Annotated in this window: 31 protein-coding genes and 1 pseudogene; 21 read left to right on the top strand and 11 right to left on the bottom strand. The window is 67.4% G+C overall.

Annotated features, from left to right (window positions below; genetic code table 11):
* Position 1: 1 nt before the first annotated feature.
* Genes ACFQGD_RS10430 through ACFQGD_RS10400 form a run of 7 tightly spaced genes read left to right on the top strand, consistent with a single transcriptional unit; the run spans position 2 to position 5,605 of the window.
* Positions 2-406, top strand: coding sequence for a hypothetical protein (locus ACFQGD_RS10430; RefSeq protein ID WP_345400029.1), 405 nt, complete (start codon positions 2-4; stop codon positions 404-406).
* A 9-nt stretch (positions 407-415) separates the two neighbouring features.
* Positions 416-760, top strand: coding sequence for a hypothetical protein (locus ACFQGD_RS10425; RefSeq protein WP_345400032.1), 345 nt, complete (start codon positions 416-418; stop codon positions 758-760).
* 31 nt (positions 761-791) lie between these two features.
* Complete coding sequence (locus tag ACFQGD_RS10420) at positions 792-920, top strand: hypothetical protein (protein WP_345400035.1); 129 nt, start codon at positions 792-794, stop codon at positions 918-920.
* On the top strand, positions 910-1,329 hold the full coding sequence (locus ACFQGD_RS10415) for an HK97 gp10 family phage protein (protein ID WP_345400038.1): 420 nt from the start codon (positions 910-912) through the stop codon (positions 1,327-1,329). The genes ACFQGD_RS10420 and ACFQGD_RS10415 overlap by 11 nt, the downstream gene beginning before the upstream one ends.
* Positions 1,330-2,391, top strand: a complete 1,062-nt coding sequence (locus ACFQGD_RS10410) for a phage tail tape measure protein (RefSeq protein ID WP_345400041.1) — start codon at positions 1,330-1,332, stop codon at positions 2,389-2,391. It abuts the gene before it with no gap.
* A 3-nt stretch (positions 2,392-2,394) separates the two neighbouring features.
* Positions 2,395-5,151: a hypothetical protein gene (locus ACFQGD_RS10405; protein WP_345400044.1), complete on the top strand. Its 2,757-nt coding sequence runs from the start codon at positions 2,395-2,397 to the stop codon at positions 5,149-5,151.
* A 10-nt stretch (positions 5,152-5,161) separates the two neighbouring features.
* A complete protein-coding gene (locus ACFQGD_RS10400) occupies positions 5,162-5,605 on the top strand; it encodes a hypothetical protein (RefSeq protein WP_345400047.1) in 444 nt (147 codons plus the stop codon).
* An 80-nt stretch (positions 5,606-5,685) separates the two neighbouring features.
* On the opposite strand, the pseudogene ACFQGD_RS10395 reads toward ACFQGD_RS10400, so the two are convergent.
* Positions 5,686-6,544, bottom strand: a pseudogene (locus tag ACFQGD_RS10395) (IS5 family transposase).
* Here ACFQGD_RS10395 and ACFQGD_RS10390 point away from each other — a divergent pair.
* The 3 genes from ACFQGD_RS10390 to ACFQGD_RS10380 are packed head-to-tail and all read left to right on the top strand — an operon-like array spanning position 6,522 to position 7,760.
* A complete protein-coding gene (locus tag ACFQGD_RS10390; RefSeq protein ID WP_390221035.1) occupies positions 6,522-6,764 on the top strand; it encodes a hypothetical protein in 243 nt (80 codons plus the stop codon). The pseudogene ACFQGD_RS10395 and the gene ACFQGD_RS10390 sit on opposite strands and share 23 nt — an antisense overlap.
* Position 6,765: 1 nt before the next feature.
* Positions 6,766-7,602, top strand: coding sequence for a peptidoglycan recognition family protein (locus ACFQGD_RS10385; protein WP_345405631.1), 837 nt, complete (start codon positions 6,766-6,768; stop codon positions 7,600-7,602).
* Complete coding sequence (locus ACFQGD_RS10380) at positions 7,599-7,760, top strand: hypothetical protein (RefSeq protein WP_345405628.1); 162 nt, start codon at positions 7,599-7,601, stop codon at positions 7,758-7,760. The genes ACFQGD_RS10385 and ACFQGD_RS10380 overlap by 4 nt, the downstream gene beginning before the upstream one ends.
* Here the strand turns inward: ACFQGD_RS10380 and ACFQGD_RS10375 are convergent, their stop codons facing one another.
* The gene (locus tag ACFQGD_RS10375) at positions 7,761-8,003 is read right to left on the bottom strand and encodes a hypothetical protein (RefSeq protein WP_345405626.1); all 243 of its coding nucleotides are present in this window, start codon (positions 8,001-8,003) and stop codon (positions 7,761-7,763) included. It lies immediately after the preceding gene.
* 457 nt (positions 8,004-8,460) lie between these two features.
* Here ACFQGD_RS10375 and ACFQGD_RS10370 point away from each other — a divergent pair, with 457 nt between their 5' ends.
* Together ACFQGD_RS10370 and ACFQGD_RS10365 are read left to right on the top strand one after the other, a co-directional pair.
* Positions 8,461-8,784: a GntR family transcriptional regulator gene (locus ACFQGD_RS10370; protein ID WP_345405623.1), complete on the top strand. Its 324-nt coding sequence runs from the start codon at positions 8,461-8,463 to the stop codon at positions 8,782-8,784.
* Between the two features lie 15 nt (positions 8,785-8,799).
* Positions 8,800-9,222 carry a GntR family transcriptional regulator gene (locus ACFQGD_RS10365; protein ID WP_345405620.1) on the top strand — a complete coding sequence of 141 codons (423 nt, stop codon included), beginning with the start codon at positions 8,800-8,802 and terminating at the stop codon, positions 9,220-9,222.
* A gap of 8 nt (positions 9,223-9,230) precedes the next feature.
* On the opposite strand, the gene ACFQGD_RS10360 is transcribed toward ACFQGD_RS10365, so the two are convergent.
* The 3 genes from ACFQGD_RS10360 to ACFQGD_RS10350 are packed head-to-tail and all read right to left on the bottom strand — an operon-like array spanning position 9,231 to position 9,997.
* Positions 9,231-9,527 carry a hypothetical protein gene (locus tag ACFQGD_RS10360; protein WP_345405618.1) on the bottom strand — a complete coding sequence of 99 codons (297 nt, stop codon included), beginning with the start codon at positions 9,525-9,527 and terminating at the stop codon, positions 9,231-9,233.
* A gap of 54 nt (positions 9,528-9,581) precedes the next feature.
* Complete coding sequence (locus tag ACFQGD_RS10355; protein WP_345405615.1) at positions 9,582-9,737, bottom strand: hypothetical protein; 156 nt, start codon at positions 9,735-9,737, stop codon at positions 9,582-9,584.
* Positions 9,734-9,997 carry a hypothetical protein gene (locus tag ACFQGD_RS10350; protein WP_345405612.1) on the bottom strand — a complete coding sequence of 88 codons (264 nt, stop codon included), beginning with the start codon at positions 9,995-9,997 and terminating at the stop codon, positions 9,734-9,736. Before ACFQGD_RS10350 ends, ACFQGD_RS10355 begins: the two co-directional genes overlap by 4 nt.
* A gap of 156 nt (positions 9,998-10,153) precedes the next feature.
* Here ACFQGD_RS10350 and ACFQGD_RS10345 point away from each other — a divergent pair, with 156 nt between their 5' ends.
* Both ACFQGD_RS10345 and ACFQGD_RS10340 read left to right on the top strand, forming a co-directional pair.
* Positions 10,154-10,288, top strand: coding sequence for a hypothetical protein (locus ACFQGD_RS10345; RefSeq protein WP_345405688.1), 135 nt, complete (start codon positions 10,154-10,156; stop codon positions 10,286-10,288).
* Positions 10,289-10,529: 241 nt separating this feature from the next.
* A complete protein-coding gene (locus ACFQGD_RS10340; RefSeq protein ID WP_345405609.1) occupies positions 10,530-11,144 on the top strand; it encodes a hypothetical protein in 615 nt (204 codons plus the stop codon).
* Between the two features lie 126 nt (positions 11,145-11,270).
* On the opposite strand, the gene ACFQGD_RS10335 is transcribed toward ACFQGD_RS10340, so the two are convergent.
* A complete protein-coding gene (locus ACFQGD_RS10335) occupies positions 11,271-12,272 on the bottom strand; it encodes a DUF5995 family protein (protein WP_345405606.1) in 1,002 nt (333 codons plus the stop codon).
* 212 nt (positions 12,273-12,484) lie between these two features.
* Between ACFQGD_RS10335 and ACFQGD_RS10330 the strand changes: the two genes are divergently transcribed.
* Positions 12,485-13,171 carry an alpha/beta fold hydrolase gene (locus tag ACFQGD_RS10330; protein WP_345405603.1) on the top strand — a complete coding sequence of 229 codons (687 nt, stop codon included), beginning with the start codon at positions 12,485-12,487 and terminating at the stop codon, positions 13,169-13,171.
* 84 nt (positions 13,172-13,255) lie between these two features.
* Here the strand turns inward: ACFQGD_RS10330 and ACFQGD_RS10325 are convergent, their stop codons facing one another.
* Positions 13,256-13,717, bottom strand: coding sequence for a VOC family protein (locus ACFQGD_RS10325; RefSeq protein WP_345405685.1), 462 nt, complete (start codon positions 13,715-13,717; stop codon positions 13,256-13,258).
* A 192-nt stretch (positions 13,718-13,909) separates the two neighbouring features.
* Here ACFQGD_RS10325 and ACFQGD_RS10320 point away from each other — a divergent pair, with 192 nt between their 5' ends.
* The gene (locus ACFQGD_RS10320; RefSeq protein ID WP_345405600.1) at positions 13,910-15,013 is read left to right on the top strand and encodes a sulfite oxidase; all 1,104 of its coding nucleotides are present in this window, start codon (positions 13,910-13,912) and stop codon (positions 15,011-15,013) included.
* On the opposite strand, the gene ACFQGD_RS10315 is transcribed toward ACFQGD_RS10320, so the two are convergent.
* The 4 genes from ACFQGD_RS10315 to ACFQGD_RS10300 all read right to left on the bottom strand — a co-directional run bounded on the left by ACFQGD_RS10315 (position 15,014) and on the right by ACFQGD_RS10300 (position 20,561).
* A complete protein-coding gene (locus ACFQGD_RS10315) occupies positions 15,014-15,634 on the bottom strand; it encodes a hypothetical protein (protein WP_345405597.1) in 621 nt (206 codons plus the stop codon).
* Between the two features lie 113 nt (positions 15,635-15,747).
* A complete protein-coding gene (locus tag ACFQGD_RS10310; protein WP_345405594.1) occupies positions 15,748-16,899 on the bottom strand; it encodes an acyl-CoA dehydrogenase family protein in 1,152 nt (383 codons plus the stop codon).
* Positions 16,896-18,941: an acetyl/propionyl/methylcrotonyl-CoA carboxylase subunit alpha gene (locus tag ACFQGD_RS10305; protein WP_345405591.1), complete on the bottom strand. Its 2,046-nt coding sequence runs from the start codon at positions 18,939-18,941 to the stop codon at positions 16,896-16,898. Before ACFQGD_RS10305 ends, ACFQGD_RS10310 begins: the two co-directional genes overlap by 4 nt.
* Positions 18,942-18,947: 6 nt before the next feature.
* A complete protein-coding gene (locus ACFQGD_RS10300) occupies positions 18,948-20,561 on the bottom strand; it encodes a carboxyl transferase domain-containing protein (RefSeq protein WP_345405588.1) in 1,614 nt (537 codons plus the stop codon).
* A 107-nt stretch (positions 20,562-20,668) separates the two neighbouring features.
* Here ACFQGD_RS10300 and ACFQGD_RS10295 point away from each other — a divergent pair, with 107 nt between their 5' ends.
* The 5 genes from ACFQGD_RS10295 to ACFQGD_RS10275 all read left to right on the top strand — a co-directional run bounded on the left by ACFQGD_RS10295 (position 20,669) and on the right by ACFQGD_RS10275 (position 26,344).
* Positions 20,669-21,271, top strand: a complete 603-nt coding sequence (locus ACFQGD_RS10295; protein WP_345405585.1) for an SACE_7040 family transcriptional regulator — start codon at positions 20,669-20,671, stop codon at positions 21,269-21,271.
* 8 nt (positions 21,272-21,279) lie between these two features.
* Positions 21,280-21,765 carry a hypothetical protein gene (locus tag ACFQGD_RS10290; protein WP_390183690.1) on the top strand — a complete coding sequence of 162 codons (486 nt, stop codon included), beginning with the start codon at positions 21,280-21,282 and terminating at the stop codon, positions 21,763-21,765.
* Positions 21,762-23,366: a PucR family transcriptional regulator gene (locus ACFQGD_RS10285; RefSeq protein WP_345405582.1), complete on the top strand. Its 1,605-nt coding sequence runs from the start codon at positions 21,762-21,764 to the stop codon at positions 23,364-23,366. Before ACFQGD_RS10290 ends, ACFQGD_RS10285 begins: the two co-directional genes overlap by 4 nt.
* Before the next feature lie 155 nt (positions 23,367-23,521).
* Positions 23,522-24,637, top strand: coding sequence for an alanine dehydrogenase (gene ald, locus ACFQGD_RS10280; protein ID WP_345405579.1), 1,116 nt, complete (start codon positions 23,522-23,524; stop codon positions 24,635-24,637).
* 159 nt (positions 24,638-24,796) lie between these two features.
* Entirely contained in the window at positions 24,797-26,344 is a 1,548-nt protein-coding gene (locus ACFQGD_RS10275; RefSeq protein ID WP_345405576.1) for an FAD-binding oxidoreductase, read from the top strand.
* Positions 26,345-26,482: the final 138 nt, after the last annotated feature.

The raw sequence follows: 26,482 nt of genomic DNA, 5'->3' as shown, positions 1-26,482 counted from the left end.
CATGGCCTTCGTACACGGCAAAGACACCCACATCGAGCTGGACAGCAACGACCTGTCGGCCTACGTCAATCAGTCGGAGCTGACGCGCAACGCCGACAGTCACGACGTGACGACCTACGGCAAGGACGCGCACGACTTCGAGGGCGGGCTCAAGAACGGCACCGCCACGATGTCGGGCATCTACGACGACACCGCCTCGACCGGGCCGCGCGCGGTGATCGAGCCGCTCGTCGGCACGAAGGTAACGCTGATCCGCCAGCCCGAGGGCACCGGATCGGGCAAGCCGCAAGACAGCGTCACGGTGCTCGTGCAGAACTACGTGGAGACGAACCCGGTGGCGGACATGGTGACGTGGTCGTGCGAGATGCAGCTGTCCAGCGTCATCGACACCACCGCGCAGGTATAGGAGGCCATTGTGGACAAGGACAAGCTCATCGGGCCACGGCACAACACCGCCACGGGGCTACCGGAGGACGACGTCGAGATCGAGGGTGTCGGGACCGTGCGGGTGCGCGGGCTCTCGCGCGCCGAGACGTTCAAGGTGCAGCAGATCAAGGGCACCGAGGCCGCCGAACAGCGCATCCTCGCGTGGGGATTGATCGACCCGGAGCTGACGGAGAACGAGGTGCGCCAGTGGCAGGCCAACTCCCCGGCGGGGGAGATGGAGCCGGTGGCGGACAAGATCCGCGAGCTGTCAGGGCTGACCAAGGGCGCCGACAAGGAGGCATACAAAAGCGTTCGAGACGAACCCGACGAGTGAGTTCGAGTTCTACCTCGCCACCCAGCTGTCTATGACGGTCGGCGAGCTGCGGGAGCGGATGGGCAGCGATGAGTTCATGCGCTGGAACGTCTACTACGCCCGTAAGGCGCAGCGCGACGAGTTGGAGCGATTGAGGCAGGGAGGCACGCATGGTCGCTGATCCGATCAGTGTCACCGGGCTGCGGAAGTTCTCCCGTGACCTCAAGAAGATCGACAATGATCTACCGAAGGCGCTGCGGGTGGCGCTGAACGAGGCCGCCGACGTCGTGGTGGATCACGCGCGTCCGGACGTGCCGCGTCGGTCTGGGCGGGCGCAGCGCAGCATCAAGGCGAAGTCGACCCGCACCGCTGTCCGGGTGTCCGGTGGCGGCTCACGCGCGCCGTACTATCCGTGGCTCGACTTCGGCGGCCGGGTCGGCAAGGACCGTTCGATCCGGCGTCCGTTCCTGAAGGACGGCCGCTACATCTACCGCGCCTACTTCGACGCGAGCACACGCGACCGCTTCACCGAGGTGCTGGAGAAGTCGCTAGTCAAGGTCGCCGAATCCGCCGGGGTGGAGGTGGAGTAGATGGCTGGCAAGAAGAATCAGGTCACCCTCACCTTCGCCGGGGATAGCTCGGATCTGGAGAAGGCGTTCGGCCGTGTCGGCGAGTCGGCGCAAGAGATGTCCGGCGAGGTCGACTCCGCCTCGACGAAGGTGCGCGGCGCTGGTGAGAGGTTCGACCGGGCTGGGGAAGCTGCGGACGCCCTCGACACCAAAGCGATGGGGTTTCGCGACACCATGACCGGTGTCCAGGACACCATGACCGGTGTCGGCGAGATCGCCCGCGGGAACCTGTTCGAGGGGTTCTTCACGCTCGGCATGGGCGTCGGCGACCTGGCAAGCGGGTTCGTCAACTTCCTGATCCCGTCCATGCAGGGCTTCGTGAAGTCCGCGGCCGCTTCAGCGGCGGCAACGGTGCGAGACACTGCCGCGAAGGCGAAGAACCGGGTCGTGTCCATTGCCAGCGCCGCAGCTACAAAGGGGATGACGGCCGCGCAGTGGGCGTTGAATGCGGCGATGCGCGCTAACCCCATCGGGATCGTGATCACCATTCTCGCCGCGCTCGGCGCCGCGATCGTGATCGCCTGGAAGAAGTCCGAGACGTTCCGCAACATCGTGCGCGGAGCGATGAAGGGGATCCGCGTCGCGTTCGGCTGGGTGCTCGACCGCGGCCGCGACGTGCTCAACTGGTTCAAGGATCTGCCCGGCAACATCGGCCGGTTCCTGTCCGGCGTCGCCGACACCATCTCCGCCCCGTTCCGGTGGGCGTTCGACGGCATCCGCAACCTGTGGAACAGCACCGTCGGCGGCAAGGGGTTCACTGTGCCGTCGTGGGTGCCCGGCATCGGCGGCAACGAGTTTCGCATCCCCACGCTGCATCAGGGTGGCATCGTGCCCGGCTCACCGGGCTCGGAGACGCTGGCGCTGCTGCAAGCTGGAGAGCGCGTCTCTCCCGCCTCACAGCAGCCTAAGACGGTGGCGCTCACGTCGGACGGCTCAGCGCTGTCCGACCTGATCGTCGGCATCCTCCGGGAAGTCGTGCGCGCCGAGGGTGGCGACGTCCAGTTCGTGATCGGCCAGGGGTAGCCCATGGTCAACGACGTGCGCACCGAACTGTTCTACGACGACGCGTGGAACGCGATCACCACCGATGTGCGGCAGAACCCGCCGATCACGATTAACTGGGGGCGGAAGAACGAGGCCGCCAAGGTATCCCCGTCGAAGTGCACGCTGACGCTGGAGAATAAGGACGGCACCTACTCGACCCGTCACCCGCTCAGCCCGCTGTACGGCAAGCTTCAACGCAACACGCCGGTGCGGGTGCGGCTGGGCTCGAAAGACGTGGCGCTCGCTCCCCTGCCGGGGATAGATGGCTCTTACCTCTCTGCTCCTGATACCGCGTCGCTGGACATCACCGGCGATATTGACATCCGGATGGACATCGAACCGGATACCTGGCGGCCAGATGTGCGGATGCATCTCGCCGCTAAGTGGCGTTTCGTTGACGATGCTCAACGTTCGTGGGAGCTGCACGTCACGCCGTCCGGCGCGCTAGAACTGCTGTGGACTGAGGACGGTAACAACAGCACCGGAACGACGGTCACGTCGACGGCGGCTATTGCCGAGGACGCCGGGCGGGTCCCGTTTCGGATCACGCTCGATGTGGACAACGGCGCGAGTGGGAATGACGTCAAGTTCTACACCGCCGACACGTTCGCCGATCTCGGCGGCGGGGCATCCGAGACACAGCTCGGCGCTACGGTCACCAACAGCGGCACGACATCGATCCACTCCGGCACGGCCGATCTGACCTTTGGTGCTGTTCACGATGGCGGGCTTTTCGATGGTGCCGACGGCGCACTCGGGGCTACCGTCCACGCCTTCGAACTGCGCGACGGTATCGCGGGGACGCTGGTAGCCGATCTGGACGTCTCCACCGCTGACGCTGGCGACACGACATTCACCGACACGCAAGGGAACGTGTGGAGCTTGAACGGCGTTGCCGCGCTCACCGACACGTCGGTGAGGTTCGCTGGCGAGGTAGCTAAATGGCCGCCTAAGTGGGACCTTTCAGGCGCGGACGTGCGAGTGCCGATTGAGGCGGCTGGAATGCTGCGCAGGCTCGGGCAGGGCGAGAAGCCCCTGAACAGTAGCTTGTTTCGTGACTTGTCGAACAAAGACAACGTTCCACTGTATTGGCCGTTAGAGACCGGTAGCGATACGACGATTTTCCCTGCCGCCACAGGTGGCGGCAATCTGCGTATTTTTGGTGACGTCAGCCCTGGCGCTTTCAGCGACCTAGACGCTTCGGACGCCCTCCCGACGTTTAACGCCGGTAGTGTCCGCGGCAGTGTCGACACATACTCACCAGAGCTTGATCAGCGTCTCATGGCGGTTATCTCGGTGCCAGAAAACGGCGTATCGGCTGACGGTCATTTACTAGAAGCGGTCACTAACGGGTCCGCGCACCAGTGGATTATCAGCATCAGTACTAGTGGTTCCCTGAGGCTTAGAGTGTGGGACGGGGACGGCGCTAGTCTGCACGACTCCGGGTTCGTTTCGTTCGAACTGAACGGAAAGTCGGGCCTGCTGTGGCTTAGCTGGGAAACGAACGGGTCCGATATTGACTGGTCTGTCGGTTTCCTTGAAGTCGGCGAGGATGTCGCCGGGTTTATCGATGGCACGCTCACCGGTGAGGACTACGACCGGTTGACGTGGCTGCGGGCTGGTACGTACACCAACGATCTAGGCGGCTTAGCTATTGGTCATCTGAGCTTGCTCAACGGCAACATTCACGGCGCGTTCTGGGACACCGCCAGTTCTAGCCTGCGCGCCTGGTCTGGCGAGACCGCCGGAGACCGCATCGTGCGGCTCTGCGGTGAGGAGGGCATCCCGCTTCGTGTGATCGGCGACATGTCCGACACCGCAGCGATGGGGCCTCAGCGGATCGACACGCTGCTGAACCTGCTCGACGAGGCCGCGAAGGTCGACATGGGCATACTCGTCGACGATCGCGATGCGATCCGGTTGCTGTACCGGGCGCGGAGCGATCTCTACAACCAGGATGTCGCGCTGTCGCTCGACTACGCGGGTGGCGAGGTCGCCTCGACCCTTGAACCGGTACCGGATGATCAGCTCACCCGTAACGACGTCACCGTGAAGCGGCCAAAGGGTGGATCGTATCGAGCGGTGCTGGCCACCGGGCCGATGTCGGTAGCCGCCGTGGGCCTCTACGACACCGCCCCCGAGATCAACGTCGCCAGCGACAACCAGCTCGCCGACCAGGCGCACTGGCGGCTGCACCTCGGCACCGTCGACGAGCCGCGCTACCCGCAGATCGTGGCCGACCTGACCGCCACCCCGTCCAAGGTGGACGCTGCGACCTCAGTGTTCGTGGGTGACCGGGTGCAGGTCACGAACCCGCCGTCATGGGAGCCGCCCGACACGATCGACCAGCTCGCGCAGGGAGGCACCGAGAAGCTCACCCCGCACCGGCACACGATCGGGCTCAACTGCTCGCCCGCTTCACCGTGGTCCGTCGTGGTCGTCGGTACCACCAAAGTGGATACGGCCGGGTCTGAGCTGGACGCGGATATCAGCGACTCGGCGACGTCGATGGACGTGCGCACGACCGTGGGCGAGGACTGGACCACCGACGCCGCACAGTTCCCCCTCGACGTCGAGCTCGGCGGCGAGGAGATGACCATATCCGGCATCGGCGCGGCCACCGGCGGGGTGCAGACGTTCACCATCTCCGCGCGCGGCGTCAACGGCATCACCAAGTCGCACTCAGCGGGCGACGCGGTGCGCATCGCGAAGAAGCACCGAGCGGTCGTGCGGCTATAGGAGGGTAACCATGACGGTCAAAGCTGGGACTACGCTCACCGCGGCGCACCTGTCGCACACCACGCAAGGCGTCCAGCTAACCAACGACAGCGCGGCGGCCACCAGCACTTGGGAGCAGTGGGGCACCGAGACCATCACGATCAGCGACCCCGGTATCGCCGTGGAGGTGTCCGCGGGCCTTACTGGCCGGTTCCGCAACGTGGTGGATCTCAATAGCGGAGCGAGGTCGCGGGTAGGAATCAGCCTCGACGGTGGATCGTCATTCACCTACGGGAACGCGCCATGGGGCGAGGTTGGCACGGACGTCCCCGAGTTCGCGATCGCCGCCGCAAGCCACACCGTCGACGGCACACCTTCCGGCGACATCGTCATCCGCGCTGAGTTCCGGGTGCTGTCCACCGACACGGACGTCCGCGACGGCATGATCCAAGCAACCATGATCCCGGCAGGGTGAGGGGAGACCCATGTCCGAGCAACTGATCCTCGGTCTGATCGGCCTCGTCGGCGGCACCGGCCTAGAGCGTGTCTCCCGATTCATCGGGCGAGCATGACGGTGGCGGCGAGGAGTACGCCGCCGAAGTAGGTCCGCGCGTACTTGTCGTAGCGGGTCGCGATTCCGCGCCACTGCTTGAACCGGCCGAAACCGCGCTCGACGGTGTTGCGCTGCTTGTAGAGCTCGGGGTCGAAACCCGGTGGCCGACCACCGGCGGACCCCTTGTCCTTACGGCGTTTGGCCTGGTCGGAGCGCTCGGGGATGGTGTGCCGGAGGCGTCGCCGCCGCAGTTCGCGGCGAGTCGACGGGTGTGAGTAGGCCTTGTCCGCCAGCAGGCGATCCGGCCGGTGCCCGGTCGCGGCCAGGGCCTCGAGCAACGGCGCCAGGCGCGGATTGTCCCCGGCTTGCCCGGCGGACAGCAGCATGGCCACCGGGCGGACACCGGAGGTGACCAGGGCGTGGACCTTGGTGGTCAATCCGCCGCGCGAACGACCGATCGCGTGGTCGTCCGGCTCGGAAATCTTGTCATTCGACCTGGCCCCCTGTGTGGTCCGCGGAGGGCGCGCCGGCGGCATGCTGGTGCGCCCGCACGACGGTGGAGTCCACCGACAGCAACCAGTCCAGCTTGCCCGTATCGGCGTGGTCGGACAGCACATGCTCGAAGATCCGCTCGTACGTGCCGTCGCTTGACCAGCGGCGATGCCGCTTCCACAAGGTCTGCCAGGGGCCGAACTCAGCGGGCACATCACGCCACGGCGATCCGGTGCGAAAGCGCCACGCGATCGCTTCCAGCACCTGACGGTGATCACGCCAGCGCGCACCACGCCGCCCAACATCAGACGGCAACACCGGCTCGATCGACTCCCACAACTCGTCCGTGATCACACCAGTTCTGATCATTCACCGATCATCAGCGAACCACCGGCCGATATTCGGGAGACACGCCCTAGTCGGCGCTTGGGTCGAGCTGATCCGCACCCGCCGCGCCGTCGGCTCGAACGGCGGTTCATCGCTGCACGACGGCCTCGGCGAGGTCAAGCGGGACGTGCGCGCGATCCGCACGACCCAAACCGAGCAGGGCGAACGCATCGCCCGCCTCGAGGCGAAAGCAGGAGGCTGACATGGGCTACTACCTGCTGGACAACCCGAACCCGCACGGGCCGCACTACTACGAAACCCGCCGGAAACCGCTGCGGGTGGTCGTCATCCACATCACCGCTTCGGTCGAGGACCAGGACATGCGCGGCGGCGACGAGTCCGCCGAGCAGACCGCCCGCTACGCGGCGACCACGGAGCGGCAGGTGTCCTGGCATGCCGGTGCGGACTCGGACAGCTGGCTGCCGCTGCTGCCTGCGTCGTACACCGCGTGGCACGTGCACGGCTACAACTCGCTCAGCTGGGGCCTGGAGATCAGCAAGCGCGACGTGAGCTGGTCGGACGAGCCGCCCGCGTGGGTCGAGGCGACACTGACCAACGCGGCCGACGCATGCCGCCCGATCGTCGAGAAGTACGGCATCCCCCTACGCCGGCTCACCCGTGCGCAGGTCGATGCGGGTATGTCCGGCTTCGTGTATCACAGCGATCTCGACCCCGGCCGCCGGTTCGACCCCGGCGACGACTTCCCGATCCGCAGGTTCTTCGAGTTGATGGAGGAGGGCGACATGCCCAGCGCAAAGGAGATTGCGGTCGAGTGCCGCAAGGAGATCATGGGCCACCCGTACCCCGTGTGGATCAAACCCAACGACGACTCACACGACGAGCTGCCGCTGTGGCAGATCATCCAGCAGGCCCGCGCCTACGCGGTATTAAATCACAAGCGCGGGACCGCGCTGCAGCACGCGCTACAGCAGCACGACGCGGGCGAGCTCGACGCCGACGAGCTCATTGAGAAGTTCCGCGAGGTGCTCGCGGACGAGGTGCTCGACGTCGACGTCACGGTCAAGGGAGAGCAGGCATGAAACCCACCCGCAAGGTCACCGGCGCCGGTGTCGGTGGCGCGTTCGCGATCGTGCTCGTCTGGACGCTCGCACAGTTCGGCATCACCATGCCCGCCGAAGTCGGCGCCGCGGCCGCCTCCCTGCTGGCGTTCGGGCTCGGCTGGCTCGTCCGCGAGTAGCTAGCGCCTGTCGCGCAGCGCGGGGTGTTCGACGCCCCAGTTCTCAAGCGCGCTGACGATGAAGTCCGCGCCGATGTGGTTCGCCGCCGCGCGGTTACCGGTCGCGGGTAGGTCGTCGGGGGCTTGCTCGACGACCCGCCCGGACTCGGCGGCTGGGTGCTTCCAGTGGCCGCCGCAGCCGTTCGGGCACGGCCACTCCATGGTGCGCACCGTGCCGTCGGGGCAGGGCTGCTGCCAGGACATCGTTCCGGTGCCCTGGCAGAGCCTGCAGTCGTTACTTGCTGGGGACCTGTCCGAGTCCGCCGCAGGTTGGGCAGGCGGCTCGCTTTCCGTCTGGTCCGGCATCTTGTAGTCCCGATCCGTGGCAGGTTGGGCACTCTTCCATCTTCATCCTGGTGACTCCTCTCCATATTCGCCAGCGGGATAGCGCAATTGGCGGACTCAGTGGTGGCCCTGCGGGGCCGTCCATGGCCTTCCGGATCCGGCCAGGCTTCGGTGGCGGCAATGGCCGTCGAGGTGCTGGCCGCGCCAGCCAGTGCGCCAGGGGAAGCATCACGGCGAGCACCAGCAGCGGCACGACCACGACCCAGATCACGCGGAGCCTCCCCATATCCCACCGACTTGTATTACTTGTCATTACAAGATGACACGGTGGCACGGGGTGTATGGGTGGTCAAGACAAGTTCACTACGATGGACGAATGGTGGATCAGGCGAGCGGCACACCGGCCTACCGGCAAGTGGCGGCCGACCTGCGCGACCGCATCAACCGCGGCGACCTACCCGCCGGAGCGCGCCTGCCCAGCGAGTATGAGCTCGCCGAGCAGCACGGCGTCTCCCGTCCCACGGTCCGCGAGGCCTTCGCGCTGCTGCGCTCCGAGGGGTTGGTGCGCTCCGAACGAGGCCGCGGCTACTTCGTCCGCGACCAGCGCACCGTCCAGCGTCTCGCGCGCAACCGCCTGTCCCGTGCCGCGCGCCAGCGCGACAAGGGCGCGTTCAAGGCCGACGCTGCCGCGGGCGGCTGAACCCCGAGCACCGAGGTGCGGGTCTACTTCGAGCGTGCCGATGCCGTCACAGCCAGCGCGCTCGACATCGACGAAGGCACCGAGGTGTGCGTGCGCGACCGCGTCATGAGCGCCGACGGCATCCCCGTCCAGCTCGCCGCCTCCCGCCTGCCGCGAGAGATCACCCGCGACACCACCATCGAAGAGACCGACACCGGGCCTGGTGGGCTGTACTCACGACTGGAGGACGCTGGGCACACGCTCGACCACTTCGTCGAGCGTGTCTCGGCGCGCTTGGCCACCCACGACGAGCAGGCCAAGCTGCAGCTTCCCGAAGGCACTCCGGTCATCCTCGTCACCCGCATCGCCTACAACACCGACGGCCGCGCGCTGGAGGTGAACGCGATGACCATGTCTGCCGACCGCTACGAGCTGGTCTACGAGTTGCCCGCCGGCTGAACCGGCGATCACCCGCCTGCCTGATCGCACAGGTCCTTGTACGCCTCGGCCAGCACGGCATCGACGGTGCCCGGTGCCCAGTCCCGGCCGCAGCCGAGCAGGGCTCGGGTCTGCGCGTCCTCGCGGGACAGCTCGGGCGCACCTTCGGGCGCGTTCTCCAGGTACACCTCGTAGGGATCGGCCTGCGCCTCCGACGTGGCAGGCGCGGGCGTCTGGCTGGTCGCGGGAGGCTCAGGGGCGTCCCCGGAGCAGCCGGACGCAAAGACGAGGGTCGCGGCACACAGGACGGTCAGTAGCTTGATCATGGTGTTCTCCTTCTTCGGTAGTGCCCTCACCTGAGGGTCGATTTTTGAAACTCGTCAGTCGGCCTGCTGGACGTCGACCACCTCCTGCCCGGTGTAGTGGTGGTAGGTCACCGCGGTCACCGACATCACCACGCCAGCCAGCAGCGCCGCGCACAGCGAGTACAGGAGACGCCGGGCGAACCAGTGCGCCGTCGAGCCGTAGCGGATCACGACTGCCGCCTCTTGGCCAGCAGCGCGTCCACACGCTCGCCGACCGCGTCGTCGTACCGACGGGCCTCGGTGATGATCTGCGAGCGCACCTGGTGCAGCTCACGCAGCATCGCGTCGATCGACTCGACCGCGGTCGTGGCGGCACGGCGAGCGCCGCCACCGTCCGGGGTGTCGAGGTCACGCGCCGACCAGTGGGCGTGCGCGACCGACAGATCCTCGGCGTGATCGAGGATGCGTGCGATGGGATCGTGGGTGGACATGGGTTCTCCTCAGAGCTGGAGGTTGATCAGGGGCATCACTTCCTTCCGGTTGAGGTGGCGGGCTGCGGCCCGCGTGTTCCGTCTCTGTTCCGTGAGACAGTCGGATAAGGCCGTCGACGACCAACGACAGCCAACGTAAAACGTGCAGGTAGAGCGGTGAATCAGGCGAATAAGGCCAGGCAGCGGCTAGTAGGGTCGAAGATCCTGGACATCTTCGAGGGCACGCAACAGATCCAGCAGCTCATCATCGCCCGCCGGTTGCTTGGCAAGAGCAGTAGCGAGCTGAAGTGACGGACTGACAACCCACGACATTCTCGGCCCCGGAGGTCCACCAGGATCCCCGGGGCCGAGATGTGTCTTGACCAGCGGCCGCGATCTTGTCGCGACACCAGGAAACCCCGGGACTTTCCCACCACCCGCGTGGGCGAGTAACCCACTGGCATGAAGTTTCCAAACTCGCCCACGCCACCGTCCATGTCTGCTACGTTCACCGAAACCGCGACAGGAGGGCGCGGTAATTCTGGAGGGAAGCATGACATTGCTTAAATTGTTCCGTGGTTTCGTCGCCACGATCGTGAGCGTCTCGGTGGTGGCTGCCACGTTGCTGTTCGTCCCCACCGCCGCACACGCGGATCCGGTGGCCTGCCAACCCAACTCCACCTGGACGGTCGTCAAATCACCGGGCAGGCACAAGGTTATTACGCATGCCTCGATGCGGGAGAACTTCACCGGGAGCAAGATCACCCGAACAATCCATACCCACCACCGTCAGACTGTGGCTGCCCGGGTGAGGGGTGCGGCATCTCTGTCGGCCGCGACTCGGGGCAAAATCTTCAAGGTTTTCCGCGCCAAGGCGAGAAGCAAGTTCAATGTGGCAGTCAAAGCGCGTGGTTCTCGCACCACCAGTCGTTCGGTTTCGGTCACGCACACCATGCGGCCAGGTGACCGTTACGTGTTTTTCAAAGGTGTGTACAAGGTTCGCTCGCGGTGGGACCTTCGGCAGTGCAACAGCCGAGGAACCGGATCCACGGTCGTGAAATCGGGTAAGGCGCTCTCGTATGTCCTCGGAACTCGAGGTGGCGTGGGGTGCAAGAAGAATCCGCCTAAGCGCGCAATGGCGCACAAGGCGAAACGCGTGTACTGCTAGCTAGTGGCGGCACGGCGAGGTGCGGGTGGATACGTTTCCGCCATGCGCCTCGCCGTGTCGCGCTCGCCGGAAACCAGCGGTGGGAATTCCCACCACAAGGGCGATGTAATACTTTAGCCGTCTCGATCACGGCGCGCCACGATCGAGATGGCGCAGGCAGTACTGGCGTCGTGCCTCGTTGGCGTCCGGTGTGGTCCGGGTGGCCGCCAGGATCGCGTACGCGGCGGTCTCGGCCGACGCTTCGATCTCGGCCAGCTTTGCCTGATACAGCGGTCCGCCGACGCCACCGGCCGCGCGAGCGTGCCGCAACTGCTCGGCGTTACGCCATGCTTCCTCTCGCCATGAGGAGATGAGCAGGTACAGGCTCTTTGGGTCGACCACCATGCCCAGCAGTTCGTTGCCGTCGTTCAGTGACGGGTCGTAGCGCGCGGCGAGGCGGTCGGTCATCAACTCGGCATTCTCTTGCAGAACGTCGCTGATGCGGTCGTGATCGGAGCGTCCGGACGCTTCGGGCATCGGCCCGTCCCCCCGCAGCACGCCTTCGGTCTGCTCGATCGCACGGATCGCGTTGTCCCGGCGGATGTGCGCGTTGAGTTGTAACAGCAGGTCACCCGTCGCCGTCACGGACTCGTCCTCGGCCGCCCGCAGCGCGATCGCCCACGACGGCGAGACCTCGTCTCGGTTGCCGCTGTGCCATGCCGCGTACTGGTCGAGATACTCCTGCGCGTAGTTGCGCACTTCGTGGTTGATCCGGTCCGGCCGGTCGTAGGTGCCGCGCACCGCCAGCGGATCGATACGCTCCAGGTCGTCGAAATACTCCGGATCGGTCGCTGATTCGAGGTAGCCGCGCGTGATGGTCAGGTACGCGTCGGCGAACACCGCGTCATGGTCGCAACCCAGCGTCGCGGTGTGATGCCGCAGCACAGTTTCCAGGTGCTTGACGCAGGACAATCTGCCTTCGACGCACACGGGATCGACAGCGGGCAGGTACGGCACGGTGTAGTCCGGTGGAAGCGGTGGCGAGCCGGGCAGCGGCCACTGCACCGGCGGGTCGGCACTGGCCTGCGCCGTGGACAGGAACAACGACACCAACGCGACAGAAACGGCAATGCGGAACTTGCCGGGCATATGAGACTCCTCGACACCGAACACCCATCCGATGCCTAGTGAACGAGCCAGGCAAGGCCGCGGTACGGCTCGGGGCGCGCCGTAGCGTGACCACGATCGCGGGCGGACACTGACGAATCCCCGGTCAATCACCCGCTTATCGGCAGTCTCCGACCTCGGCGATTCCGTCGGCTATAGTGGCCGTTCTTGTCGTTGGACACGAGGGGGAAACGATGACTTTCGTACTCATACCGGGAGCGGGTGGCCAGGCGTGGTACTTCCACCGCCTCGTTCCGGAGCTCCAGGCGCGAGGCCACGATGCGGTCGCCGTCGACCTGCCCGCTGAGGACAACTCCGCCGGGCTTGTCGAATACGCCGACGTCGTCGTCGACGCGATCGATGACCGCACGAACATCACCCTGGTGGCACAGTCGCTCGGCGGGTTCACGGCACCGCTGGTGTGCGAACGCGCCCACGTCACCCTGCTCGTGATGCTCAACGCCATGACCCCGCTGCCAGGCGAGGCACCGGACACTTGGTGGGAAGCGACCGGTCATGCCGAGGCCAGGGCGGAACACGCCACCCGCGAGGGACGCGATCCTGGCTTCGACCCGATGGCGGACTTCTTCCACGACGTGCCGCAAGACGTGATCAACGCCGCGATGGCACGCGGCGAGCCCGACCAGTCGATGACGCCGATGCGCAACCCGTGGCCGCTGGACCACTGGCCCGAGGTTCCAACCCGCTTTCTGCAAGGCCGCGACGACCGCTTCTTCCCGCTGGAGTTCCAACGCCGCGTCGTCAAGGAACGGCTCGCCCTCGACGTCGACGAGATGCCAGGCGGCCACCTCGTCGCGCTGAGCAGGCCCGCGGAACTCGCCGCACGGCTGGTTGCCTACCGGATCGCGGTCGCTCGGTAGCGGAGGCCATGCGCCTGGCGATGTCGACAGATGGCCACGACACATGGCCACGGTCACCTGTCGACACGGGAACGCGGACGCCGATCAGCCGCTGAACATGTCACTCATCCGCTTGGCCATCTCGTCCTCGGAGACGTCCTCGATGTGACTGGCGATGTGCCAGACATGACCGAACGGATCGGTGACCATGCCGACCCGGTCGCCATAGAACTCGTCCTTGATCGGCCCTCCCTGGGTGGCGCCCTTGCTGACGGCCTTCGCCACGGTGGCGTCGACGTCGGAGACGTAGACCATCAACGTCACCGCGGTACCGCCGAGCGACGCCGGGCTCGTGTTGCCGAACTCTGGGTTCTCGTCGGCGAGCATGATGACCGAGTCACCGAGCTGCAGTTCGGCGTGCGCGATGGAGCCGTCCGGCATCGTGAAGCGATCACCACGCTGGGTCGCACCGAAGACGTCGATGTAGAAGTCCATCGCGTCGGCGGCACCCCGCACGGTCAGGTGCGGCATCATCCGGGGGTAGTTGTCGGGAATGGGATTGGGCATAGAACTCACGCCTTTCACGATCTGCGCTATGGATGGATCCCGAGAGCCCCCGCCGGCGTCTCCCCTGTCGAGCGGCTCTCGTGTGGCGAGCGTAATCCGGGGCACCGACAAAAACCGTCCATCCGCTCTGTTGCTCCGGACGTTCACGGACCGCGAGACTGGTTTTCCAGAGTCATGAACGAAGGAGCGCACATGACCTCGGTCTCCGCGCGGCCCGGCGAGCTCGCCCGCGTCGCGGCACCCGACGAAGGTATCTCGGTCGACGAGCTCAAGCTCGCGGCGCGCAACCATGGCATGCCGCTGGAGGCGCTGCGCTACGACGTCACACCACCCGGGCTGCACTACCTCCTCGTGCACTACGACATTCCATACGTGGACCCGACGTCCTGGCGGCTGCCGATCACCGGGGCCGTGGAGCACCCTCTCGAGCTTGACCTCGCGGCGTTGCGAACCCGTCCGCGCGTCACACACACGGTTACGCTCGAGTGCGCGGGCAACGGGCGTGCCCGATTCCTGCCACGCCCGGTCAGCCAGCCATGGCTCGATGAGGCGGTTGGCACGGCGGAGTGGACCGGCACTCCCCTCGCACCCATCCTCGCCGAGGCGGGCCTCGCGCCGGACGCCGTCGACGTCGTGTTCACCGGACACGACCATGGCACCGAACGCGGCGTCGAGCAGGACTACGCGCGGTCACTTTCGGTCCCGGACGTCATGGACGAGGACGTCCTCCTGGTGTACGAGATGAACGGCGCGCCACTGCCACCGCAGCATGGCGCGCCCGTGCGGTTGATCGCGCCGGGTTGGTATGGGATGGCGCACGTCAAGTGGCTCCGCGACATCGAGGTGGTGCGCGAGCCGTTCACCGGATTCCAGAACGCGACCGCGTATCGGCTCAAGCAGGATGCGGATGATCCGGGCGAACCGGTCACCCGCATCCGACCAAAGGCGCTGATGGTGCCACCCGGGTTCCCGGACTTCCAGACACGCAGACGCATCGTGGACACGGGCGACGTACCGCTCTTTGGGCGCGCGTGGAGCGGCACCGGCACGGTCGTGCGAGTGGAGATCAGCACCGACGGTGGCACGAGCTGGCGCGAGGCCGAGCTCGGACCACAGCCCGGACCGTACGCCTGGCGGTCATGGAGGCTCACCTGGCAAGCCAGCGCGCCGGGTGACTACGAGCTGTGCGTGCGCGCCACCGATGAGCGTGGCGAGGCGCAGCCTGTCGACCAGCCATGGAACCGGCAGGGCATGGCCAACAACATGGCGCAGCGCGTCGACGTCACCGTGCGGTGATCAGCTCCGCCGAGGTTCCACGCCTTCGTACCGGCCCGCGATGAGGTCCAACGTCCGTGCCATGGCGCTGCGGAGGACGTCTTTTCGCGCCTCGACGTCGGTTTCGTCGTACTCCGCGACCAGGAAGACGTGCAGGTCGACTTCGAGCGCGTTCCAGCCGCGCGCGGTCATGCGCGCGTTCGCGCCCCTCGTGTCGGGGTGCACGAACGTCATGATGAGCACGAGGGCCGCGGCGACGAGGATCGCGGCGAGCGCATACCCGTCGTCGATCCTGGCGCTCACGACAACCCCCGCCGCGCCCAGCGCGAGCACGGACGCCGCGATGCCCAGCAGCATGTGCGTCGTCGCCCAGAACCGCGACGACCGCTGCGAGCGTTTCGCCCGCCGCGATGCCTGGTCGCGCAGGTCGTCCAGTTCCGTTCTGATGGAGTCGACGAGCCCTCGGGCCTCAGTCGCACGCTCGTCGGTGTCTCGCTCGGCCGACGTGGCGTCCTGCTTCGCCGACGTCTTAGGCTCCGCCGTCTCTCGATCCGCTGGCCTCTCGTCAGCGTTGGCCGACTCGGCGTCTGGTGACGCCTTCTCGGGCGTGGTGTCGCCGGACGTCGTGTCGTCGTTGGTCATGGTTGCCTCCGGGTTCCGGGAATGCGGGGCACGGTAACGCAAAACTCGCATTCCCGGAACTCGGAACTCGGAACTCGCGATCCGGACCGCGGGACTCGCGGCGCCCCGGCGTGTCAGAGGCCGAGTTCGCGGGCGATCAGCATCCGCTGAACCTCGCTGGTCCCCTCGCCGACCTCGAGAATCTTGGCGTCACGGTAGAACCGGCCAACCGGGTACTCGTTCATGAAGCCGTAGCCACCGAAGATCTGCGTCGCCTCTCGCGCGTTGTCCATCGCGGCGTTGGACGACGTCAGCTTCGCGATCGCCGCTTCCTTCTTGAACGGCTCCCCACGCAGCATCTTCGACGCCGCCGCGTAGTACGCCAGCCGCGCGTTGTGGGTTCGCATCTCCATGTCGGCGAGCTTGAACTGGATCGCCTGGTACGACCCGATCGTGCTGCCGAACGCCTCTCGTTCGTTGACATAGCGCAGGCACTCGTCGACACAGCCTTGCGCCAACCCCACCGACAGCGCGGCGATCGCGACCCTTCCTTCGTCCAAAATGGACAGGAACTGCGCGTACCCGCGACCGCGCTGGCCGACCAGGTTCTCCTGGGGCACGCGGACGTCGTCGAAGGACAACCCGTGCGTGTCGGAAGCGTTCCAGCCGACCTTTGAGTACTTCTTCTCCACGGTGAATCCCGGCGTGCCGGATGGCACGATGATCGCCGATATCTCCTTGCCGCCACCGTCCTTCTTCCCGGTCACGGCGGTGACGGTGACTAGCGACGTGATGTCGGTGCCGGAGTTGGTGATGAACGACTTGCTACCGTTGATCACCCAGTGGTCGCCGTCCAGCTTCGCGGTGGTCTTGGTCGCCCCCGCATCGGAGCCGCCATCTGGTTCGGTCAGGCCGAACGCGCCGAGTTGCTCACCGCGGCACAGCGCGGGCAGCCATTGCTCCTTCTGCTCCTCGGTACCGAACCGGTAGATCGGCATCGCGCCGAGCGACACACCCGCTTCCAGCGTGATCGCCACTGACGAGTCGACCCGAGCCAACTCTTCCAAAGCGAGACACAAGGCGAAGTAGTCACCGCCCATGCCGTCGTAGGACTCGGGGAACGGCAGGCCAAACAGGCCCATCTCCCCCATCTGCGCGACCAGGCCGTAGGGAAACTCCTCGCGCTCATAGAAGTCGCCGATGATGGGTGCGACCTCTCGCTGCGCGAACTCCTCGACCGTCTTGCGCAGCGTCTCGTACGTGTCGTCCAACCTGAGGTCGATCATGACCCAAGCTCCTTTTCACTGCTCTCGCGCGGGGTCACCACGGCGAGGGTTTCCTCGAGCGCGACTTTCTGACCCGCCTTGACCGCGATCTCACTGACCACGCCGTCGACCGGCGCGGTAATCGTGTGTTCCATCTTCATCGCTTCGACGACGAGCAACGGCTGTCCCGCGCTGACCTCGGCGTCGAGTTCGACCTTGACCGCGAGCACGGTGCCCGGCATAGGGCTGGTGACCGGGCCCGCTTCACCCGTCGCCGCGGCATCGACGTCGAGCAGCGAATGCTCGCCGACAGCCCAGGTGCGGCCACCCTCGGCCAGCCACAGCGTGTCGGTGCGTTCGTCGTGCACGCGGCCGTAGCTGCGACGACGTCCGCCGTAGGTGAGTTCCAGGGTGCCGTGAAGGGCATCTTCCCGGCGCGTGGCGCCAGGAAGATGCCCTTCACGGCACCGCACGAACGCCCGGGCAGCCACCGGCTCGCCGTCGTCGACGGTGACCGTCGCGGCCTCCGGGGTCCCGTCCACCCGCACGGTGACGTCGCGGCCGCCACACGTCAGCCGGAACGCCGTGCCGATGGCGCCACCGAGCCGCCAGCCGGTCGGCACGTCCCAGGGATCGACCCAGCCGCCGTCGGGCTGCATGCCGAGCAGTTCGTCCAGCGCGGCGGCGGCGAACACCTCGTCGGGCACCGGATCAGCGGCCGCTAGCCGCTCCGCGAGCCGGTCGACCATCTGGGTGTCCATCCGGCCCGCGCGGACGTCGTCGTGTGCCAGCAGCGCGCGCAGGAAGGGCACGTTGGTGACGACGCCGAACACGGCCGTGTCCGCCAGTGCCTCGTCCAGTCGCGCCAGGGCCTGCTCGCGGTCGTCGCCGCGTGCGATGACCTTGGCCAGCATCGGGTCGTAGTCGGATCCGACAACGGTGCCGGTTTGCAGGCCAGAGTCGACCCGTACCCACTCGTCGTCCGGCTCCGCGACGCCGAGCACGGTGCCGCCGGTCGGCAGGAACCCTGCTGCCGGGTCCTCGGCGTAGACGCGAGCCTCGATGGCGTGTCCGTCGAGGCGGACGTCGTCCTGGGCGACGCCGAGCCGCTGCCCCGCCGCGACGCGCACCTGCTGTTCCACCAGGTCAAGCCCGGTGACCAGCTCGGTGACGGGATGTTCGACCTGCAGCCGCGTGTTCATCTCCATGAAGAAGAACTCGTCCGGCTGGTCGGCGGAGACGATGAACTCGACCGTGCCCGCGCCCGCGTAGTCGACCGCCTTGGCGGCATTGACCGCGGCGGCACCCATCCGCGCACGGGTGTCGGCGTCGAGCAATGGTGACGGCGCCTCCTCGATGATTTTCTGGTGCCGTCGTTGCAGGCTGCACTCGCGCTCACCCAGGTGGATGGCGTTGCCGTGGGTGTCGGCGAGCACCTGGATCTCGATGTGACGCGGACTGGTGATGAACCGTTCGGCGAGCAACCGATCGTCACCGAACGCCGAGCGCGCGACCCGCTGCGCCGAGGAGATCGCGTCCGCCAACTCCCCCGCTTCGTTGACGACGACCATGCCCTTGCCACCGCCACCGGCGGAGGGCTTCAGCAGGATCGGATAGCCAATATCGTCCGCGGCGGCGGCCAGTTCCTCGGCGGTTCCTGACGCGCCAGGAACCACAGGAACCCCGGCGGCGGACACGGTCCGCTTGGCGCTGATCTTGTCGCCCATGGCGTCGATCGCCTCTGCCGGCGGGCCGATGAACACCACACCGGCGTCGGCGCAGGCACGCGCGAACTTCGCGTTCTCCGACAGGAAGCCGTAGCCAGGGTGCACGGCCTGCGCCCCGGTTCGTTTGACGGCGTCGAGGATGGCCTCGATGGACAGGTAGCTCTCCGCGGCGGCGGCGGGCCCGATCCGCACCGCGATGTCGGCCTCGCGGACGTGCCGCGCGTCGGCGTCGGCGTCGCTGTAGACGGCGACCGCTGTGATCCCCATGCGGCGCAGCGTGCCGATCACCCTGACCGCGATCTCACCTCGATTGGCGACGAGGACTGTCTCGAACACTGCCCCTCACATCCTGAAGACGCCGTAGCTGATGTCGTCCAGTGGCGCGTTGGCCGCCGCCGAGAGCGCGAGCCCGACGACGGTGCGCGTGTCGGCCGGGTCGATGACGCCGTCGTCCCACAGTCGCGCCGTCGAGTAGTACGGGTGGCCCTGGTGCTCGTACTGCTCTCGGATCGGGTTCTTGAACGCCTCTTCGTCCTCGGCGGACCAGGTCTCGCCGCGCCGCTCGATGGCGTCGCGGCGGACCGTGGACAGCACCGACGCGGCCTGCTCGCCGCCCATGACGGAGATGCGCGCGTTCGGCCACATCCACAGGAACCGGGGCGAGTACGCCCGCCCGCACATGGAGTAGTTGCCCGCGCCGAACGATCCGCCGATGATCACGGTCAGCTTCGGCACCCGGGCGCAGGCGACGGCGGTGACCATCTTCGCGCCGTGCTTGGCGATGCCGCCCGCCTCGTAGTCCTTGCCGACCATGAACCCGGTGATGTTCTGCAGGAACAGCAGCGGGATGGACCGCTTGTCGCACAGCTCGATGAAGTGCGCGCCCTTCATCGCGGACTCGCTGAACAGCACGCCATTGTTGGCGATGATCCCGACCGGGTGGCCGTGGATGCGCGCGAACCCGGTCACCAACGTCGTGCCGTACTCGGCCTTGAACTCGGCGAAGCGGCTGCCGTCGGTGATCCGCGCGATGACCTCGCGGACGTCGTAAGGCGTGCGGGAGTCGGTCGGCACGACGCCGTACAGCTCGGTCGGGTCGACGACGGGTTCCTCCACCGGGGCGACGTCCCACGGCCGGGGCGTGCGCGGCCCGAGGGTGGACACGATCGAGCGCACGATGCGTAGCGCGTCGGTGTCGTCCTTCGCGAGGTGGTCGGTGACGCCGGACTGCCTGGCGTGGATGTCGCCACCGCCCAGCTCCTCGTCGGTGACCTCCTCGCCGGTCGCGGCTTTCACCAGCGGCGGGCCGCCGAGGAAGATGGTGCCCTGGTTGCGCACGATGACGGCTTCGTCGCTCATCGCGGGCACGTACGCGCCGCCCGCCGTGCAGGAGCCGAGCACGGCGGCGATCTGCGGGATGCCGCGCGCTGACATCGTGGCCTGGTTGTAGAAGATGCGCCCGAAGTGCTCCCTGTCGGGAAAGACCCCGTCTTGTTCCGGCAGGAACGCGCCCCCGGAGTCGACCAGGTAGATACACGGCAGATTGTTATGCAACGCGACCTCTTGCGCGCGCAGGTGCTTCTTCACCGTGATGGGGTAGTACGTACCACCTTTCACGGTGGCGTCGTTGGCGACGATCACGCACTCACGGCCGGACACCCTGCCGACGCCGGTGATGATCCCGGCGGCGGGCGCCTCGTCGTCGTACATCCCGTTCGCCGCCAGCGGCGAGAGCTCAAGAAACGGCGACCCCGGGTCCAGCAAGGTGTCGACACGATCCCGTGGCAGTAGCTTGCCGCGCTCCACATGCCGGACCCGCGACTTCTCCGGCCCGCCTCGCATCGCCTGCTTGACGCGACCGTTCAGGTCGGCGACGAGCTCGCTGTGTTCGGCGGTATAGCGCTGGAAAGCCTCCGACGCCGGATCGGCGTCGCTTCGCAGCGGCTTGGCGTCCATGCGGCGTTCCCTTACCCCGTTAGTCGTCGTTAACTCGTGCTCCGATGTTAGTATGCGTTAACGCATCCGTCCACCGGGTCCATAGTTTTCGAGGGGAGCAGTTCGCGGTGACTGAGGCAGGCGACACGGACACCGCGTCACGCGCGGTCACCGGCACGCCGTCGCGACGGGACCAGATCCTGGCCGCGGCGGCGGAACTGTTCGCCCATCACGGTTTCCACGGCGTCGGTATCGACGACATCGGCGCCGCCGTCGGTGTCTCTGGTCCCGCACTGTACCGCCATTTCCGCGGCAAGGACGCCATTCTGGGTGAAATGCTGACCTCGATCAGTGAGGACCTGCTTCACGGCGGCATCGCCCGCGCGAAGGAGGCAACCACCGCGACGGAGGCACTCACCGCGCTGGTGCGGTTCCACACTGACTTCGCGCTGGATCACCCCGCACTGATCACGGTGCAGGAGCGCAACCTCGGCAACCTCCGCGACGAGGATCGGCGCCAGGTCCGCACGCTGCAGCGCCGCTACGTCGAGGTGTGGGCCAACATCATCACCGACGCGATGCCCGACGTGCCGCTGCCCAAGGCGCGCTCCAGCGCGCACGCGGTGTTCGGACTCATCAACTCCACGCCGCACACCCGCTACCTCGACAGAGCCGAACTGGCCGACCTCCTCGCCGATATGGCACTGGGAGCACTTCACGCGGCCAGATGATCTCGTGTTTGATAGTGCTCGTGGACGCCGACTTTCCCGGACAAGCCCGACTCGCGGCACAAGCGACACGTGCTCTGAGCGCCGCGCGGCGTGGTGATGACGCCGCGGCGCTGGCCCATGCCAGCGATAATGTGCGTGACCTGATCATGTTGCTGTTCGGCGAGTGCGGCATCCTTGTCTCCGCGCTCGGTGACGGCGGCACCACCCCGGTCAAGGTGCAGGTCTTCGACGACGAGGGCAGCGAGGTCTCCATCGACCAAGCCGACCCTCCGGTGCGCACCGCCGTGCGCACGTTGCTCGCCGAGATGCACGGCAACACCGACGACGCACGTCAACACGTCGCCATCGCGCTCGACAACGCCGAACCGGAGGAGGTGGACAGCCTCGTGCTGCAGGCGCTGCGCTGGACCCTCCGGCTGGCAGGTGAGTGCGTCCACCGCGACATCGACGTCCCGGACTGGATCACCGATGCGCTGGCAGACGACGAACCATGACCTCGCTGGCCAGCGTCGTCAACCGGGTCGGCCCGACCTTGCTGCACGCCGTAGTGCTGCCGGAGGGCAACGGTCAGCGCAACGTCGCTGACGTTGTCATCGCCGAGGCCGGCTCCCACGGCACCTACGGTTCGGCGCTGCGCGCGGGCCTCATGCACGTCAACGCGGGCGATCTCGTCCTCGCGGTCGCCGCGACCACCGTCGATGACGCGGTCGAGCTGGTGACCGAGAGCGCATCGTGCTCGGCGGCGGCGGTGCTGCTCAAGCCTCCACTCGCACGCCGGGCGGCAGTCCGGAAGGCGGCGACCGAGGCCGAGATCGGGCTGATCGAGGTGCACGCCAAGACGTCGTGGGCGCAGCTGGTCTGGCTGCTGCGCACGGTGCTGGACGCCATCGCCGACGAGCGGGAGGCCGTCGACGCACCCGAGGCGGGCTCGGCGGACCTGTTCCGGCTGGCCGACGCGGCGGCGTCCGTGGTCGACGCCCCAGTGACCATCGAGGACACGAACTCGCGCGTGCTGGCCTACTCCGCGCGTCAGGACCTCACCGACCCCGCACGGGTGTCGACGATCATGGGGCGGCGCATTCCGGACGACGTCTTGGCGCGCTTCCGGTCGCGAGGAGTGTTCCGGGAGCTGTCCACCGGCAAGCAGACGATCTTCGTCCCCGCCCAGCAGGACGGCACGCTGCCTCGGCTGATCGTGCCGATCCGGATGGGCGGCGAACTGCTCGGCTCGATGTGGGCGGTGGTGGACGGGCCGGTGTCCGAGGAACGCGCCGCCGCCTTCGCCGACGCCGCGCCCGTCGTCGCGGTACACCTGCTGCGCAGGCGGGCCAGCGCGGACGCGCACCGGCGTGCCACTGCTGAGCTGGTGGCAGGGCTGCTGGACGGCACGGCGAGCCCCCGAAGGGCCATGGCGGAACTGGGGATGACCGCCGCCGCGCACCGGGTGATCGCGGTCGACACCGGTGGCAAGCATCCCGACGACCACCCGCGCGCCGAGGGGTTGCGACTGGCGCTGCTGGAGCGCGTCGGCAAGCGCATCGGCGCGCACGCGCACGGCTGCACCCTCGGTGGCGTGCTGTATCTGGTGGTGCCCGCCGAGCGGGCGGACTGGTCCGAGCTGCGCCAGGTGCTCGCGAAGGAGTCGGCGGCGGCCAAGCGCACCTTCCGGGCGGCGGCGGGCACTCGACGTCCGGTGGCGGAGCTGTCGCAATCGCGCGCTGAGGCGGATGAGGCGCTGGGCCTGCTACGTGCCGAGCTGGTCGAAGGGCCCGTGATCAGCTTCGACGAAGCATGGACAGCGCTGACGCTGCACCGAGTGGCCACGGCGACGGCGGGTGCCGGGGTACTCGACCTCGGGCCGCTGGATGTGCTGCGGGAACAAGACCGCACCGGCAAGACCGCGTACGTCGACACGCTCTACGCCTGGCTACGGCATCCTGGGGACCCGCGCGCGGCGGCGCGCGAGCTGCGCATCCACCCCAACACCCTGCGCTATCGGATGCGCAAGCTGCTGGAGCAATGCGATGTCGACCTCGACGATCCCGACGTCCGGCTCGCGCTGTTGACACAGCTGGTCAGCATGCGCTGGTCGTGAGCGCACGCGAGGCGAATTCCGGCGGGTACACGTTGCTGCCACTGTCGTGGCGCGACTATGGTCCCGGGACAACATTGTCGCGCCAGAACGATGACATTCGATGAGTCTGGGTACACCGTTGAGGTGTTGACAGGCAAAACCATCGGAGGCGCAAAGTGCGTATCGCAGTCCCCCGCGAGATCAAGAAGCATGAGTACCGGGTCGCGGCGACCCCGGCAGGCGTGCACGAGTTGACCGAGCGTGGTCATGACGTGTTCGTCGAGGCTGACGCGGGGGCGGGGTCGGCCATCAGCGACGAGGAGTACCTCGCCGCGGGCGCCAAGGTGCTCTCCAAGGCCGAGGACGTCTGGGCCGAAGGCGAGCTGGTGCTCAAGGTGAAGGAGCCGATCGAGCAAGAGTACTCGCTGCTCCAGCGCGACCAGGTGCTGTTCACCTACCTGCACCTCGCGCCGAACCGCCCGCTGACCGACGCGCTGATCAACGCGGGCACGACGTCGTTCGCGTACGAGACCGTGCAGCTGCCCTCGGGCGCGTTGCCGCTGCTCGCACCGATGTCGGAGGTCGCAGGCAGGCTCGCGCCGCAGGTGGGCTCCTACGCGCTGCTGAAGCCGAGCGGCGGGCGCGGCGTGCTACCCGGCGGCATCCCCGGCGTGCACCCGGCGCGGGTGACGGTGATCGGCGGCGGCGTCGCTGGCATCAACGCCGCGCGGATCGCGCTGGGCATGGGCGCCGACGTCGAAGTGCTGGACACCAACGTCGACAAGCTGCGCCAGATCGACAACGACTTCGGCGGCCGCATCCGCACGTTGACGTCCAACGCACTCACGCTGGAGGAGTCGATCCTGCAGGCCGACATGGTCATCGGCGCGGTGCTGGTCCCGGGCGCGCGGGCGCCGAAGCTCATCTCGAACGCGCAGGTGGCGCGGATGAAGCCGGGCAGCGTGCTTGTCGACATCTCCATCGACCAGGGCGGTTGCTTCGCCGACTCCCGGCCGACCACGCACGACGACCCGACCTACCTGGTGCACGACTCGGTGTTCTACTGCGTCGCCAACATGCCGGGCGCTGTGCCGCGCACCTCGACGTACGGCCTGACCAACGTGACCCTGCCCTACGCGCTCGAGCTGGCGGGCAAGGGCTGGCGCGCCGCCGCGCGCGCGGACGAGCCGCTGGCGCTGGGCCTGACCACGCACCAGGGCGCGCTGGTCAACGAGCCGGTCGCCATCGCGCACGGCATCGAGCACACCCCGCTGGAGTCCGTGCTGGGTTGAGCCTGACGCCAGTCCACCGAAGTTGATCAGCTTCCCCTACCCTACGACCACCAGATCCGGACATAACGGACACGCTGTGGTGCTACGCCAGGGGAAGCTGATCAACAACTGCCTGACGGTACTCCCCAGATGACACGACGTGCCGATAGCGTGACCGGCATGCGGTCATGGTGGGGCTGGGGCACAGTCGATCAGGCAATCAACGACGCCGAGTGCGTGCGGCTCGCGGGCCAGCTCCCCGGCCTGCCGGACACACCGCTGCCGGTACCGGACCCGGCGGACCTCAACCTGCCCGCACCTCGCACACACCCACCAGCCTCGCTCGCGCCGCTGTGTTCCATTACCGCCGCCGACCGCGCTTCGCACGCCTACGGCAAGGCGTACCGGGACGTCGTCCGCGCGCTGCACCGGCAGTTGCCCAACCCACCGGACGTCGTGGCGTACCCGCGGGACGAACGCGACACCGAAGCGCTGATCGACTGGGCGGCGGACACCGGAGTCGCCGTCGTCCCCTACGGCGGCGGCAGCTCCGTCGTCGGCGGCGTGGAGTACCGGGGGGAGCGGCCGTGGTTGTCACTCGATCTGTCCGCAATGGACCAGGTACTCGACGTCGACACGACGAGCAGAGCGATCCGGGTGCAGGCGGGCACACTCGGGCCCGCGTTGGAGGACCAACTCCGCCCGCACGGGCTGACGATGCGGCACTTCCCGCAGAGCTTCGAGTTCTCCTCGGTCGGCGGTTGGCTCGCCACCCGCGCGGGCGGGCACTACGCCACGCTGCACACCCACATCGACGACTTCGTGGAGTCACTGCGGGTCCTGACACCCAGCGGCGTCAGCGAGTCGCTGCGGGTCCCCGCCTCCGGTGCTGGCCCCTCGCCTGACCGGTTCTTCCTCGGTTCGGAAGGCATCCTCGGCGTGATCACCGAGGCGTGGCTGCGGGTGCGGGACCGGCCGGTGCACAAGGCGTCCCGTTCGGTGTCGTTTCCGTCGTTCGCCGACGGCCTCACCGCCATGCGCGCCATCGTCCAATCTGGCCTGTACCCGGCGAACTGCCGCCTGCTCGATGCGGGTGAGGCCGCGCTCAGCGGCGCGAGCACCGACGGTTCAAGCGTGCTCGTGCTCGGCTTCGAGTCGGCGCACTACCCGGTCGCCAGCCAGCTGGACGCCGCCGTCGACCTAGCCCGTCAGCACGGCGGCACCCCAGCCGAACCCAGCGGCGAGGACAGCGCGGTTGGGTCGTGGCGCTCGGCATTCCTGCGGATGCCGTACCTGCGCGACGGGCTCGCGCGGATGAGCGCCATCGTCGAGACGTTCGAGACGGCCTGCACCTGGGACCGCGCCGAGGAACTGTACAAGTCCGTACGCGACGACGTCGACGCAGCCGTGCGGCGAGTGACCGGCTCACCCGGCATGATCAACTGCCGGGTGACCCACGCGTATCCGGACGGTCCCGCGCCGTACTTCACCGTCATCGCCGCTGGTCGGCGCGGCTCCGAGGTGGCGATGTGGGACGAGATCAAGCAGGCGGCCAACGAGTCGTTGCTGGGCAACCGCGCGACGATCACGCATCACCACGCCGTCGGCAGGGACCATGCACCGTGGTACGAAAAGCAACGGCCGGACCCGTTCGCGGCGGCGTTGCGGCACGCCAAGGCCGCGCTCGACCCGGCGGGCGTCATGAACCCAGGGGTGTTAGGGATGTAACGACGAGGGGCGGCCCGCTCAACCAGCCTGGGGGTCACCGGGAGCGGGCCGCCACCACCAGCTTAAGGGAACTTCCACGCATTTCGCTGCATCCAAGGCGTAGATTCTCGATAAACCCGCGCGCGATGCTCCACATGG

This window comes from Haloechinothrix salitolerans (assembly GCF_042662605.1).
Lineage (GTDB): Bacteria > Actinomycetota > Actinomycetes > Mycobacteriales > Pseudonocardiaceae > Haloechinothrix_A > Haloechinothrix_A salitolerans.
This window is presented reverse-complemented; position numbering and strand designations above follow the sequence as displayed.